This is a genomic window from Neobacillus fumarioli NBRC 102428 (assembly GCF_001591485.1).
In the GTDB taxonomy this organism is placed as follows: domain Bacteria; phylum Bacillota; class Bacilli; order Bacillales; family Cytobacillaceae; genus Neobacillus; species Neobacillus fumarioli.
Genome location: NZ_BCUZ01000065.1, coordinates 1 through 13,776, shown reverse-complemented (window position 1 = coordinate 13,776; position 13,776 = coordinate 1). Strand labels below are relative to the sequence as shown.

14 protein-coding genes, 1 pseudogene and 1 riboswitch are annotated in these 13,776 nt (G+C 38.4%); of the genes and pseudogenes, 10 read left to right on the top strand and 5 right to left on the bottom strand.

From position 1 onward, the window contains the following. Window positions 1-257, bottom strand: a pseudogene (locus BFU02S_RS10525) (hypothetical protein); the annotation flags it as partial. 382 nt (window positions 258-639) lie between these two features. Here BFU02S_RS10525 and BFU02S_RS10520 point away from each other — a divergent pair. From BFU02S_RS10520 to BFU02S_RS10500, 5 genes are all read left to right on the top strand, one after another. Then, window positions 640-921, top strand: a complete 282-nt coding sequence (locus BFU02S_RS10520) for a phage holin family protein (RefSeq protein WP_066370165.1) — start codon at window positions 640-642, stop codon at window positions 919-921. Between the two features lie 392 nt (window positions 922-1,313). Next, a complete protein-coding gene (locus BFU02S_RS10515; protein WP_066370162.1) occupies window positions 1,314-1,634 on the top strand; it encodes a hypothetical protein in 321 nt (106 codons plus the stop codon). Further along, a complete protein-coding gene (locus BFU02S_RS10510; protein ID WP_084361067.1) occupies window positions 1,594-2,940 on the top strand; it encodes an AAA family ATPase in 1,347 nt (448 codons plus the stop codon). Before BFU02S_RS10515 ends, BFU02S_RS10510 begins: the two co-directional genes overlap by 41 nt. Window positions 2,941-3,195: 255 nt before the next feature. Beyond that, entirely contained in the window at window positions 3,196-4,347 is a 1,152-nt protein-coding gene (spoIIP, locus tag BFU02S_RS10505; RefSeq protein ID WP_066370156.1) for a stage II sporulation protein P, read from the top strand. 391 nt (window positions 4,348-4,738) lie between these two features. Continuing rightward, complete coding sequence (locus BFU02S_RS10500; RefSeq protein WP_066370171.1) at window positions 4,739-5,206, top strand: SRPBCC family protein; 468 nt, start codon at window positions 4,739-4,741, stop codon at window positions 5,204-5,206. A 31-nt stretch (window positions 5,207-5,237) separates the two neighbouring features. On the opposite strand, the gene BFU02S_RS10495 is transcribed toward BFU02S_RS10500, so the two are convergent. Continuing rightward, window positions 5,238-6,713 carry a hypothetical protein gene (locus BFU02S_RS10495; protein WP_066370154.1) on the bottom strand — a complete coding sequence of 492 codons (1,476 nt, stop codon included), beginning with the start codon at window positions 6,711-6,713 and terminating at the stop codon, window positions 5,238-5,240. Between the two features lie 154 nt (window positions 6,714-6,867). Beyond that, window positions 6,868-6,910: riboswitch (PreQ1 riboswitch) on the top strand. Window positions 6,911-6,962: 52 nt separating this feature from the next. Between BFU02S_RS10495 and queC the strand changes: the two genes are divergently transcribed. From queC to queE, 3 genes are read left to right on the top strand one after another with little or no spacing between them, the layout of a single operon-like run. Next, window positions 6,963-7,622 carry a 7-cyano-7-deazaguanine synthase QueC gene (gene queC, locus BFU02S_RS10490; RefSeq protein WP_066370151.1) on the top strand — a complete coding sequence of 220 codons (660 nt, stop codon included), beginning with the start codon at window positions 6,963-6,965 and terminating at the stop codon, window positions 7,620-7,622. A 6-nt stretch (window positions 7,623-7,628) separates the two neighbouring features. Then, window positions 7,629-8,105, top strand: a complete 477-nt coding sequence (gene queD, locus BFU02S_RS10485) for a 6-carboxytetrahydropterin synthase QueD (RefSeq protein ID WP_066370149.1) — start codon at window positions 7,629-7,631, stop codon at window positions 8,103-8,105. After that, window positions 8,098-8,826 (top strand): 7-carboxy-7-deazaguanine synthase QueE, encoded by a 729-nt coding sequence (queE, locus tag BFU02S_RS10480; RefSeq protein ID WP_066370147.1) that lies wholly within the window; start codon window positions 8,098-8,100, stop codon window positions 8,824-8,826. Before queD ends, queE begins: the two co-directional genes overlap by 8 nt. Window positions 8,827-8,866: 40 nt before the next feature. Here queE and BFU02S_RS17315 read toward each other — a convergent pair whose 3' ends face one another. Further along, window positions 8,867-8,941, bottom strand: a complete 75-nt coding sequence (locus tag BFU02S_RS17315) for an excalibur calcium-binding domain-containing protein (RefSeq protein ID WP_235842034.1) — start codon at window positions 8,939-8,941, stop codon at window positions 8,867-8,869. Between the two features lie 145 nt (window positions 8,942-9,086). Then, window positions 9,087-9,719 carry a thermonuclease family protein gene (locus BFU02S_RS10475; RefSeq protein WP_439951007.1) on the bottom strand — a complete coding sequence of 211 codons (633 nt, stop codon included), beginning with the start codon at window positions 9,717-9,719 and terminating at the stop codon, window positions 9,087-9,089. 552 nt (window positions 9,720-10,271) lie between these two features. Between BFU02S_RS10475 and BFU02S_RS10470 the strand changes: the two genes are divergently transcribed. Both BFU02S_RS10470 and BFU02S_RS10465 read left to right on the top strand, forming a co-directional pair. After that, window positions 10,272-11,273, top strand: coding sequence for a transglutaminase domain-containing protein (locus BFU02S_RS10470; protein ID WP_169797590.1), 1,002 nt, complete (start codon window positions 10,272-10,274; stop codon window positions 11,271-11,273). A gap of 169 nt (window positions 11,274-11,442) precedes the next feature. Then, a complete protein-coding gene (locus BFU02S_RS10465; protein ID WP_066370137.1) occupies window positions 11,443-12,630 on the top strand; it encodes a serine hydrolase domain-containing protein in 1,188 nt (395 codons plus the stop codon). Window positions 12,631-12,687: 57 nt separating this feature from the next. Here the strand turns inward: BFU02S_RS10465 and BFU02S_RS10460 are convergent, their stop codons facing one another. Beyond that, entirely contained in the window at window positions 12,688-13,551 is an 864-nt protein-coding gene (locus BFU02S_RS10460) for a polysaccharide deacetylase family protein (RefSeq protein ID WP_235842033.1), read from the bottom strand. Window positions 13,552-13,776: the final 225 nt, after the last annotated feature.

Here is a 13,776-nt window from a genome sequence, read left to right as displayed (position 1 = left end):
GGGTCCATTATAGCATCCCACATCGCAAAAAAATATAAACATGGATAAAACATTAACCACTGATAATCTGTTACAGCAACCGCTTGCTCAATATCGCCTTGAAAACTTAACATAATGATCTTATTGAAATTTGCCTTTACATTGATGAGGAACTCTAAAAATACAAACAGGAAACCTTTGATATACTTGTGATTTAAGAATTGTCCAAATCCTGGAAGAGCGATACTCCATAATAAAGCTTCTTTCGGGTTCGCCACATTCTTCTAGCTCCTTCCAAGCTGGTGATAAAACCCATTTCTTTTTCCTCAAGGCAATGAAATCTTGCCTAATCCTTTTTGAAATAACATTGGTATTCACATTCTTCCCAACGTTTTGTGGATTATGTCCTTCGTTATCAAATAATTTCCAAAAAAAGTTTTGTCTAGAAAGCATAATTTTTTTCTTGAAAATAGTTAATCAGTGGTAAAATTTTCTCCCTTTAAACGGTTTGAATAATTATTATTAGATTTTGCCGGAAAAATAAAAATGGAAAAATCCATTTTGTTTCCGTAAAAAAATAAACATTTAATTAAAAATTACAGGCAAATTCACTTTCGTAAGCATATTTTAATTACTACAAACAAAAGGGGGTGAATACTTATGACAGATTGGATGCTCTATACTCTTTGGGCAGTGCTTGGTCTAATGTTGGTTGACTTTATCATTGGCCTATTCCGTTCGATAGTGACAAAGGCTTTCACTCCAAAGATCGGATTAGATACCTTGAAAGATATCCTCTATTATGTATTCCCATTAGTTTTTATCACCAGTTTAATACCGATTGATCCTTCGGGTTGGATCTTGATGGTGTTTTACTATATTACCGGCTTATTTGTCATTTGGCATTATCTTGTATCCATTTTTACAAAATGGAAGGCGTAACCACGATTTTCTAAAATCGAAACAAACGCCCCATCCATTTTCTATTCCAATTTTAATGAGATTTCCTTAAAATTTACCGATGCAAAATTAAAAGAATATTTATAAGGCGTTGGAAGAGCTATGTGGTTCAATGCCACGTCCTTATAGATCTATGCGGTGGTAAGGATATTGCTACACGGGTTTTGATTTAAACGGCTAGGGGGTTAAGAGGAGCAGAGGAAATTTCTGCTCCTTTCAATGCCTTTATACCAATAAATCGGTTGAAGGAAATTTAACAGCTAATCCTTTCAGGCATATCCAAACCAACAGCTCGGGGGAAATGGTTTATATGGTAAATAAGGAAATCTTGATCTCCTGCCTGCCCTTTTCAATCCTAGTTAGGAAGTGATGTCATGAAGACATATCGAAGGATTAAATGGCGTAAAATTCTTCTTTGGCTGGCAATTCTTCTTATTATTGGTTTTCTATTAATTGCGGGAGGGCCTGCTGCCTGGGGAATCGCCATTAGTATACTTAATATTGCCTTACAGCTACTCTTTGCCATGATGTTTATGATTATTCAATTTGTAGCACTGTTTTGGTTCCTGGCACGGGGCCGGACCTATTGGATTCTTCCCGGTGAAACAGGCACAACTTGGGAAGATTATCGGGGGAATCCGGAAATTGTTGAGAATGCTGAACGGATCGTTGCTAAAGGGAGTCAAAGAATTTAAGGAAATGGGAGGGGAGGCGATTCGCGGATTATTGTTGTGCGGTCCGCCAGGTACAGGAAAATCATACTTGGCACAGGTGATTGCAAATGAGGTGCAGGTTCCGTTCGCGTACGCTTCAGCACCAAGTTTCCAAAACATGTTTTTTGGTGTTGGCAATCTTAAAGTTATGGGTCTGTACCAAAAGGCTCGAAAGCTTGCAAAAGTGTACGGGGCGTGCATCATTTTTATCGATGAGATTGATGCTATTGGCATGAGCAGGCAAGCAGGAGGTGTCGGCGGGTTAATGGGAATGGGCGGAGCAGGTTTACTCAATGAACTGCTGTTGCAAATGGACCCATCGAACCTAGACAATTCCTGGTTCCATAAGCTTCTTCGTTCGCTCGGCCTGCGCCGCAAGAAGGCTGAACGGCCGGCAGTCCTGACAATTGGGGCAACGAACCTGCCAGATGTCTTAGATCCGCTTCTCGTTAGGCCGGGGCGTTTCGATCGGAAACTGTGGGTAGATGCCCCTTATTATGATGGAAGGATCGATGTATTCGAATATTATTTGCAAAAAATTAAGCGCGAAAAGTCGCTGACGGCTGAGCGAGCTGCTCTTGACACAATTGGCTATAGTGCAGCTCAAATCAAACATATTGTAAACGAGACGGTTGTTATTGCCCACCAGAGAGGTGCCCGTTCTGCCAATTACGAGGATTTCCGGGCAGCAATGGAAACGTATGAATGGGGACTGAAACAGCCGCTGCGCTCCATGAGCGATGACGAGAAGCGGAACATCGCCTACCATGAAGCCGGTCATGCTGTAGCCCAATATTTATTAAAGTCATATGAACGAGTGTGGAAAGTAACAATCATCCGCCGAGGCGGAGCACTGGGGCTTGCGGCAACAAAACCGACACATGAAAGATATAATCGAAGCGATCAGGAGATGTTAGCTGAAATTCAGGTTTGTCTCGCGGCCCGTGCGGTAGAAGAGGAGTTTCTTGGAAAGAAATTAAGCGGGGTCACATCCGATCTAGAACAGGCGACACAACTTGCAGGCGCCTACTTGGGAATTGTCGGAATGGGGGATGAATTATTCAGCTGGCTTGCGGTCGGTACACGGGCTGATGGTTTCCGGACACTGCGGAATAAAATAAATCTCTTATTAAAAGAAGAAATGGCAAAAGTAAAACAGTTAGTAATCGAAAATCAAGATTTTGTGCATGCGATTGCTGCTGAACTGTTAAAGCGCGGCGATTTGACCGGCGAGGAAATTGATCAAATTTACAAACGGATTTATCAATTGGACGGATCAGCGAATTAGTGAGAAAATTTCTTGGCCGATAGGAAAGTATAACTTTCCTATCGGCATAAGTGCAACTACGCCTCATGAACCGCTCTATCCAGCGCGCCCATCGGCGAGTTTTCTAATCACGGCCATTCTTGACCGTGACAAGAACCTCGTAGGAAAGATAGAAAAACATCCTATGATAAGATAGCTCTTTTAAATTTAATAGAGTAAAGTGCTTCTATCTATCAAAAGTTCTGCATAGATTTTTGATAGAAGGAGGGACTGACCTTGAAAAAAAACAAACAGCCTAGTTTGATTCTCCGTGTCAATGGGGCATTAAGTTTTGTTATCTTTGTCTTTCTGTTTGTTGCAGGAATGACGACCATTCTGTCGGTGAATTTGTCCTCTGAATCGGTGAGAGAGGTGCTTGATTCATCATCAGATCTTAATAAATTGTATTTGTACTTTTATGGCAGTGAGAATAAGTATTATATTCAAAATCGTACGGATATTCAAGACATTCCCATCACGAAATTAGGATTTCAAATTGCTACGAATATTAAAATAAATGATGTCAGAACTCTATTAGACAGGGAATTACCTGGATTTTCCGATTTTAATACAAAAATTGAAGTGGCCGGACAGGGAACAAACTTAAGAAACTTGCCCATTGAATCTGCCCCTCCTATGGATGTGCTCTTAAAGAATAGGGAAATTTCTGAAAATGCGATAAAAAATGATACAAGCAGTAATCAGTCCACACCTCCTACGCAAACGACAAATGGCAAAAAAGTGGTTTATATTTACCATACGCATAGCTGGGAATCATATCTGCCGCTTTTACAAGGGGTAACAAATCCGGATGATGCGGTGAGTTCCAATAATAAAGTCAATGTTGTTGGTGTAGGGGACATGTTAGTAAAGGACTTAGAGGAAAAGGGCATCGAATCAGAACATAGTACCATCAACGCAGCAACCCTACTGCATCAAAAAGGTTTGGATGCCAACAGCGCTTATAAATTATCTAGGGAACTTGTTCAGGAAGCTTTTGCCGGCAACCATGATTTAACTTATGCAATTGATATTCATCGTGACTCGTCAAGAAGAGCCAAAACGACTATCACCATCAATGGCAAAAGTTATGCACGTCTTGATTTTATCTTAGGAGAATCCAATCCCCATTTTAAACAAAACCTGGAATTTGCCAAGGCGCTTCATAATGCACTTGAAAAAAAATACCCGGGATTAAGCAGAGGGCTTTTCTCTAAAAACAAAAGCATGGGGAACGGACTTTATAATCAAGATCTCTCACCAAGATCAATATTAGTAGAAGTTGGCGGTGTCGATAATACGTATGAAGAGCTGCAAAATGCCATGCAAGCTTTTGCAGATATATTCAGTACTTATTATTGGCAAATGAAAAATGCTGGTGAATACTAAACGAAAAAGGCTGCAGACTTGAACTGCAGCCTTTTTAATATATTTCACATTTTTATAAAAACAAAGGATAAAGAGAGAAAGAAATCTTTGTTAAATCTTGTCCAAAAAAAAGTAAAATCCATTATAATCGGATTTTACTATCAAAGGGAATATGTTAAAGGGGGTTGTTACATTTTTATCATAATAAGTGAAGCTTAACTTTTTCTTAAAAATTAAATTTTTTGCTTCATCAGATAATGCCTAATATTTTCCTAGTGTTAGTTAACAAACCGGGTTGTTTTTATGCACCAGATGAATAAAGCTGCATTCTACCTTCATACCTCAATTTAACAATTTTAATCCGTTTTGAATAAATATTAATGGAGGAAAGTTCTTAATGGGGGGAGAAAGCTTGAAAATTGATTATGCATACACCTTTGGTCTGCCAAGAAGTATTGTCTGGAAGTATTTAATGATGGAAGAAATCCTGCGGAAATCCCTGCCCGGCTGTAAAACATTTATTGTAAGGAAAGAAGGGGTATACGAAGCAGAAGTCGAAATAAATGCAGGTCCGTTTCATGATGTTATAAAATTAGAAATCATACGAAAGCAGGAAAAACCGCCTGCCTTTTTTCAATTGCATTTAAAAGGTAAAGGGCAAGCCGGAAAGATGAATTGTCATACGGATGTATTTTTGAAAACAATGCAAAATTCAACGAAAATTATCTGTAAGACTGATACCGAAATTTCGGGAGCAATCGCCATGGTTGGCCAGCGTGTATTAGAATCAACTGCGAACAAGGGATTGGACAGTTTCTTCCAAACGGTGGAAAAAGAAATCAGAAAATCACTTTATCAATTAAAACGGGGCGGCAGATGACAGTTCACCGCCCTATAAACAATATCGCTTTTTATTCACGTTCCTTCGTTGAAGACAACACTGTATGTTTCACCCATTGTTCTCGTTTTCGCTTATCCGAACGCCATTGGTAAACATTTCGGATTCCAAGGATTAAAGAGACGATTACACCGCTCATTGCCACAAATAAAGCAAAGTATTCAAGTGGATTATAGGAGTGTATATGATTCCAATTGATCCGGCCTTCAAAATCACTAATGACAAAACTCATCCCAAACATTTGCCCAATGACGGAATAAAGGGTCAGAATTAACAGTAGCAGACTGTCTTTCTTTGAATTCGCATTTTCTTGATACTTAAAAAGACTGTAAAGGGTTTGTTTTGCATCTCGAAATAATAATTCAATATTGAAGATCGTTCGTAAATGATTATAAATGTCGCGTCCTTGCGACTGTGAGGCGATTTCCGAAAAGAAGTAATTGGCAGTGAATGAATTGATGGCATATATCAGCCTTTCCATTTCTTTTTCGTCACGGTCGATATTTAAATCTGCAAAAGAATGGGCGATTTTTAACAAAACAATCTTATGAAAAAGATTTAAAAGGAGAGCGTAATAAAATTCACCATATACTTGGCTGACAAGCTGTGTAACCGTGGTTTCATTCTCGTTTGTCATACATAAAAAACTATGTTCCTCTATTGTGAAAAAAGTATATGGTTCCCAGCGTGGGTAAGAATGATTCTTTAAATAATCCTTGATATAGAATGAATTATTTGCACTGATATAGGGCGTGCCGTCATCGGCAAACCCGCAAAGCCCCAATCCACGATAGACGTCCGTCGGTTCAATTTCCATCTTATCTTTTATCGAAATAAAAGACTGTACGTACATTCTTGCATCTTCAAAATATGGGAATGGTTTGAAATTGGTACTTTTTGGTTCTTTGAATACAAAGAAGTTGGTCAACCCTTTATATAAGAATTCAAAAATAAAATTTTTGACATGAAGAAACAGTTGCCCGTCACATTCAATTTGGGTTTCAATATCACGTTGTGTTCTTGGCTCCAGCACACGAAAACGGGCCGCAAACTCGGTTGCCTGTGATAATGTTAAATCTTTTGTTTCACTTATTTCGGTACGAATGGTTAAAAAACCAAGTTCGTAAGGGCACAGTGTCATGTCAATGGAGTGTATTTGAAATGGAATTTGAATGAAATTTGTTTTCAAACAGCCATTCAGATGAAGTGCTTTAGAATACCTTTGAAGTCCTTTATCATATTCCGTACTTGGAAAAAGTATTTTATTAGTAAAAGGAAGATAATAGCCTCTCATGTCAAGATGAGAAACAGAAAATTTTCCATAATATTTATTTTCATCTTCAATATGTTCCAATTGAAAATGTTTAAAAGAATCTTGTTTCAATAAAGGAATAATCGCTTGTTCAGTTCCGGCTCTAAAGGAAAAAGGAAGAATAAATTGAAAAATAGCCACATTAACATTCTTTTCGCGAACTTCCATTTGCTGCATATCCAATTTGTCCTTTCAGCTAAAAAAGATATCTACCATAACATTCCCGAAACTGTTAATTGCTAATCAAGGCAGGTTAATATAAAATTAATCGACAGACGAGAGAAATCATTGTAGAATAATTTTAATGTGAATAATAAAATCCGCTCATACAGCGGTAGAGGTTCTAGCTACCCTCTTCAAAAAACTAAGGAAAACAGGACTGCTTTCTTTAGTAGTCCTGTTTTCCTGTATAAAAGGAGAATTTTCATGAAGAAAAAAGAAAAAGCTGTCGTTGTGTTCAGTGGTGGCCAGGATAGTACCACATGCTTATTTTGGGCTTTGGAACGCTTTGAAGAAGTGATTGCCGTTACATTCGATTATAATCAGCGGCATAAAGCCGAAATTGAGGTTGCGAAAAATATTGCCAAGGAACTTGGTGTCAGGCACCATATTTTAGATATGTCTTTATTAAATCAACTGGCTCCCAATGCGCTGACTCGTAATGAAATAGAAGTGAAAGAAGGGGAGAATGGCGGGCTGCCTTCTACATTTGTTCCGGGCCGTAACCTGTTATTTCTTTCGTTTGCCGGAATTTTAGCAAGCCAGGTCGGAGCTAAACATATTATAACTGGAGTCTGTGAAACAGATTTCAGCGGGTATCCGGATTGCCGTGATATCTTTATCAAATCGTTAAATGTTACCTTAAATTTATCGATGAACCAGCAATTTGTCCTTCATACTCCATTAATGTGGTTAAACAAAGCGGAAACTTGGGAGCTTGCAGATCAAATGAATGTCCTGGATTTTATCCGGAAACAAACGTTAACCTGCTATAACGGCATCATTGCTGACGGGTGTGGGGAATGTCCTGCCTGCAAATTGCGGAAAAGGGGCTTGGAACAATATCTAAGCGCAAAAGGGGAGTGAAATGACATGTACGGTTTTCGAATTGTAGATAAGCTCCAAAAAATAGACGAAGATATCCAGCGAAATCAATTGAGATATCATTCCAAGCGGGTTCTTGTCAGCAAGGAATTTACTTTTGATGCGGCCCATCATTTGCATTGCTATGAGGGAAAGTGTAAAAACCTACATGGTCATACGTACAAGGTAGTTCTTGGGGTTAGCGGTTTTGTCGATGAGCGTGGATTGATGATTGATTTTGGTGAACTAAAGGCAATCTGGAAGAAAGAAATCGAAATTTTTCTTGACCATCGCTATCTGAATGAAACTTTGCCGCCGATGAATACTACCGCCGAAAATATGGTTGTGTGGATATATGAAAAACTGGCTGCATCTTTAAATAACCAACAGAACCAGTATCTTGGGGCAAAGGTTGAATTTGTGCGGCTTTATGAAACACCAACAAGCTATGCCGAAGCGAGACGGGAGTGGATGGAAGATGAGTAACATTCCCGTTATGGAAATCTTCGGACCGACCATTCAAGGGGAAGGAATGGTTATCGGGCAAAAAACAATGTTTGTCCGAACAGCCGGCTGTGATTACTCTTGCAGCTGGTGTGATTCGTCATTTACCTGGGATGGCAGCGGTAAAAAAGAAATTCGAATGATGACAGGTGAAGAAATTTGGCGGGAGCTGAAAGCGATTGGGGGAGAAAATTTCTCATTTGTCACGATTTCCGGGGGCAATCCTGCACTTTTAAAAGATTTAGATCCGTTCATTGACATTTTAAAAGCTAATAAGATAAGAATTGGTCTTGAAACCCAGGGGAGCAGATGGCAGGATTGGTTTTTTAAGATTGATGAACTGACCATTTCACCGAAACCGCCTAGTTCCAAAATGATTACAGACTTTCTTGTCCTAGACCAAATCATTGAACAACTGAACCAAAATAAATCCCCGCAAAATGTGAGTTTAAAGGTTGTTGTTTTCGATCATCTCGACTATGAATATGCCAAAAACGTTCATTACCGTTATCCGGATATTCCCTTTTTCTTGCAAGTGGGAAATGACCAAATTACATCTACGAATGATGAAGAACTTTTAAGGCATCTTCTCGATCAATATAAGCTTCTTATTGATAAAGCAATGGCTGACCCTGCTCTTAATGATGTAAAAGTGCTTCCACAACTGCATACATTAGTATGGGGGAATAAACGAGGAGTTTAACGAAAAGCCTCACTTGGAAAGTATATCCAAGTGGGGCTTTTCACTTACTTCTTTTGCAAGCATATCCGTCAAAATCGCCATCCATATTTTCCTGGTAACCAGGGTGGCCTTTCACAACTCCGGTTGGATATTTCTTGCAAAGTTCTATATAATTGGTAAAGATTTCAGTTGTTCCATTGGCACTGATTTGAGTTGCCGAAGAATATGTGCCAGTTTAAGCAGAACCAATGCTATTTGTAATCGTTTAAATTCCCGATCATTTAGTCGTCGACACAGCCGACAAATCCACGGTTTGTAGAATAGCCCGGCTTCGACCATATTCTTAATTTTTGGCTTTTCGCTTGATTTTCGTCCTTCTTGAATTCACTTAGGTACTTGTAAGGAGGTTGGTAAATATAGGCTACACGGGCATAACCTTCTTTCAGCAGTTCTTCTTGAACCGATTTGCCATCAACGAATACATAAGCCAGCAGGCGGCCGTATTTGTCCCTTTTGTTTCCGTGATCAAATTCAAGCGTTATTCTGCCGCTCGTTAATAATTCTTTATTTCGATTATAAGCATCAACGGCATAAGGCTGTACACATGTATTAGGCTTTTTCTCTTCCGGCGTGTCGATTAACAAATATCGAACTGTTTCTTTTTTCCCGTTATACATTACTTTAATGGTGTCACCATCTACTGCTTCAACCAAAGAAACCGGGACTTGATCAGAGAGAGAATTTGTTTGTGTTCGTGCTATTGTTTCCCGCGTTTTCGTATCGACTGTATTGGTATTTGTAGATTGCTCCGTTTTACTGACTGTTTTGTGTTTGGTTATACTAGTTGCTTGATCACATGCTGTCAATCCCATCAACAGTAAAGCGGTGATCGTCAACCTATTCAATACTTTCAACATTTTCCCCCCTTCTTTAATTCTCCCCTCAACATAGTTTAATAGTATAGGATTATTTCTACAAATATTTAATATAGACATCACTCTAACAATATGTTGGGCTTAATAACTCGGATTCCTGTACTAATAAGACCTCGTCACCTACAGCGATCTCAACATACCCATTCCCATAATTCCAAATAATTCTACATTCAACACCTTTATATATCATACATTCATTTGACAAAATGACACAATCCTTTCCAAAATTTTATTGCGCTAAATTCAACAAAACTAATTTTATCAATTCCTTAATTAAGAGTTAACTATTTTCGAGCGACATTATCTGCCATTTTATGATATAACTCTACTTATAAAATCGTAAATTTTGTCAAAAAGTTTACCTAAGTAAATGAAAAATTGGAAAAAAATAAAGCAACTCTCCCTCATAAAAATATGTAAAGTTGACGAATATGTTAGAAAAAAGAAATTTTTAAAGGAATCAGCTTTTTTAATGTTCTTTTCATTTTATCCCTATATATTATTGAAATAGGAAAGTTGAGGTGTATGTATTTGCGAAAATTAATGGTCCTTTGTTTATTAGCGTATGGATATTTTTATTTATCAAAGCAAGGTATGGTGCCTTCGATCGAACAATTAAAAAGATTTGTCTTAAATGAAACTCCGTCGGCACAGCAGACTGGTCCTATTATGCAGCAGCAAGCAAACCAAAAGCAGTCTGTGACAAATCTGGCAGCCCAGCAACAGCCTAGTACAACGGCTGCACCGGCTTTATATAATAAAAAATACAGCCCAACGAAAATTCAAACTTACTGGGTTACGATTAAAGACAATAAGTTAGTCGTAACAGGAAAAGCGACTCCATATGGGCAGTATACGAATGCAAATGGAGTCATTTTATATATTGACGAACAGCGGGCCAATAAGAAAACGACCGTTAAAGTACCGTTTTCAAATGATGATACCATTCATTATGAATTTCCGCTTTCCTATAACGTAGGAGATGTCATTTTGAATCTGAATGAATATTACAATGGAAAAGCTGATGATCCTAATAAGGTGTTAGGCTACGCTGAATACCATTTAACAGACGGTGATCCTTATTTGGAACCAAGTTATATGGTACAAAGCAACAACCCAGTTCTTGTTAGTTTAGCTAAACGAATAACTGCCGGGAAGCGGACAGATACGGAAAAATCGCGGGCGATTTTTGAGTGGGTCGCAAACAACATTGCTTATAATGCCCCGTTGGCAGATAGCCCAAATCCGCCATTATATTCTGCATTAACAACCTATGAACATCGGGTTGTCCTATGCTCAGGCTATGCTGATTTAAGTGCTGCATTGCATCGTGCTGTTGGGATTGAAGCTAAGGTAGACTACGGGGAAAATCATGCCTGGAATGAGGTCAAGCTAAATGGCGTATGGCAGACAGAAGATCCCACTTATGGCTCGGGGTTTATTAACTTAAATACAGGAAAATTCGTTCGCAGCTATCATCCTGCATATTTTTACAAATCAGATAAACACAAAGAAGGTGAATATCCTTGGTAAAGTCGCCAAGTTTTAATTTTGACTTGGCGGTTGCTATTTTTATTTGAAAGGAAAAGCTCGTTATATGTCGAGAAAATACACTTTTTCCAATGTAGACACGAAAGAGAAAACCAGGTAATGTATTCATGTATGGCCAACTATCACTCTTTAAAATGTTAGGAGAGTATTCATGACAGAATTTCGCAAGGAACAATTACGTACAACAAAGAGGCGAAGAAGAAAGCTAAAACCAATTGCAAAGCTTATTTTGTTCTTATTGGTTATAGCAGTCGCTATTCCGATTATTTCTAAATTTTTCCATCATTCGGAGGCTGTAAAACCTAAAGCACCTGATACTGCCCATACTTCAGCTGTTAACAAACAGACATCTAAAAAACCGGAAGTTCCAAAGGTGGAAGATATAAATAATGCGCCTTCTATTGATCAATATCTAAAGAGTTTAAACTTTAACGGTTCTGTATTAGTGGTTAAAAACGGTACCGTTCTGCTCAATAAAGGCTACGGTTATGCAGATATGGAGACGAAGAGGGCCAATAATTCTGCAACAGTTTTTTATATTGGATCGATTACAAAAGTTTTTATCTCGACTGCTATTATGCAGCTGCAAGAAAAAGGACTATTGAATATTCATGACCCGTTATCGAAATATATTCCTGATTTTCCTAATGCTAATAAAATTACTCTGTATCATCTATTAACGCACACATCGGGAATTCCTGAACATGACGAAACAACAGAGCCTATTTCACACGATGATTTAATCAAAAAAATTGCAAAGGGCCACTTGAGATTCCGACCTGGAACCGGTTGGTTATACAGTGATTCCAACTATTCCATACTTGGCTATATTATAGAACAATTAACCAACGAACCATTGGACCAATATGTGAAGAAGAACGTTTTTGCCAAAGCCGGCCTCACTCATACCGGATTTGGTACTACCTTCAATCAGGAACCTTATCAGGCAAAAGGATATAAAATCAAGGGCAATCAAATGATTTCTCCTACGCTTCCGGATATGTCCGAGTTATTTGCATGCGGTGATATTTATACAACACCATATGATATGTATTTATTCGATAAAGCACTGTACAGCGGGAAGCTGATGTCACAAGAAAGTCTTAAACAGTTTTTCACCCCTTTTAAACATAATTATGCCCTTGGCTTATATCGCGATCCCGGAAGCTATTCGGATCATGGTGTTCTGCCAGGCTGGAATGTGCTAAATAGTTTCAGCAGGAGCGGAAATATTTATGTAGTTCTATTTTCCAATATACAAAATGGAGTTAAATCATTGGGAGTTGTGAATAATGAGATTTACATGCTTCTAAGGCATATCAAAGCAGGCGAAATGTAAAGGTCGTCTTTAAAAGAGCCCGGTTTCTCGTAAAAAGGAATTACCGGGCTTTTTTCACTATTGATATGGTCTAATTTTTAAAAGTTCGGGAACGGTAACAAATTGGTAACCTTCTTGTCTTAGCGTTTGTACTATATAAGGAAGTGCTTGAACCGTATCAAGAAGACTTTCACCGAGGCCTCCGGCACTATGCTGTAGAATAATAGACCCAGGCCTTACATGCGCTAATATATTAGCAGCAACCTGCGGACCGGTTAGCCCTGCCCAGTCTAAACTATCAACATCCCAATAAATAATCTTATTGTGTAAGGAAATTAATTCACGAATCACTTCAACATTTAATGCACCATAAGGAGGGCGAAAAAGTACAGGTTTTACACCGGCAATCCGAAGAATTTCATTCGCAGTCGCTTCAACTTGCCGCCGTACTTCATTGGTTGGGATTTTAGTTAAATTTGGATGACTCCATGTATGATTTCCAGCAACGTGACCTTCTCTAACAATTCTTTGAAGAACATGCGGATTTTGTTGAATCCTCTGACCGACACACATAAATGTCCCCTTAACATTAAGCTGTCGTAATGTATTAAGAATTTGGGGTGTCCAAACATCATCTGGTCCATCATCGAACGTTAAAGCTACCTGTTTACGATTGGTTGGACCATGTAAAATTACTTCATTTGGAAACATCGCTGACCAATCGACATGCTGCGTATGAGGAGGACGTTCTTCGAGCCGTTCCGGTCCATGCTGATGCGGCGGTAATTGGCGTGTAAACTCTGGAGACGTTCCTTGCAGCTGGTCAATATAATTCATATGGTAATTTCCTTGATCAATGCCATTGCTGTTATATGAATAAGGATTATAAACGAACGATTGATTTGCATATATATTTGAAAAAGATTGTTGATTATCAAACATGTCTTTTCACCCACTTTTGAAATATCACCATATCATATTAATCTAAGAGTAAAGTGTCACTAAAAAACCTAAATCCAAGTCAGAAACTGAAAAATTAATTGATAAAGTCCTAATTTAATAGGGCTTCTTTTAATTGGTTTTACATTGTGAATTTGTTATAATGATTTTTGTGACATTTTTAAATAAATGTAAATATAAGGAATGTCGATGTGGTGACGGTAGTGT

Excerpts from the sequence above, each read along its gene's own strand:
- BFU02S_RS10520 (WP_066370165.1), top strand. The coding sequence starts at position 640 with ATGACAGATTGGATGCTCTATACTCTTTGGGCAGTGCTTGGTCTAATG.
- BFU02S_RS10515 (WP_066370162.1), top strand. The coding sequence starts at position 1,314 with ATGAAGACATATCGAAGGATTAAATGGCGTAAAATTCTTCTTTGGCTG.
- BFU02S_RS10510 (WP_084361067.1), top strand. The coding sequence starts at position 1,594 with ATGCTGAACGGATCGTTGCTAAAGGGAGTCAAAGAATTTAAGGAAATG.
- BFU02S_RS10495 (WP_066370154.1), bottom strand. The coding sequence starts at position 6,713 with ATGCAGCAAATGGAAGTTCGCGAAAAGAATGTTAATGTGGCTATTTTT.
- queC (WP_066370151.1), top strand. The coding sequence starts at position 6,963 with ATGAAGAAAAAAGAAAAAGCTGTCGTTGTGTTCAGTGGTGGCCAGGAT.
- queD (WP_066370149.1), top strand. The coding sequence starts at position 7,629 with ATGTACGGTTTTCGAATTGTAGATAAGCTCCAAAAAATAGACGAAGAT.
- queE (WP_066370147.1), top strand. The coding sequence starts at position 8,098 with ATGAGTAACATTCCCGTTATGGAAATCTTCGGACCGACCATTCAAGGG.
- BFU02S_RS10465 (WP_066370137.1), top strand. The coding sequence starts at position 11,443 with ATGACAGAATTTCGCAAGGAACAATTACGTACAACAAAGAGGCGAAGA.
- BFU02S_RS10460 (WP_235842033.1), bottom strand. The coding sequence starts at position 13,551 with ATGTTTGATAATCAACAATCTTTTTCAAATATATATGCAAATCAATCG.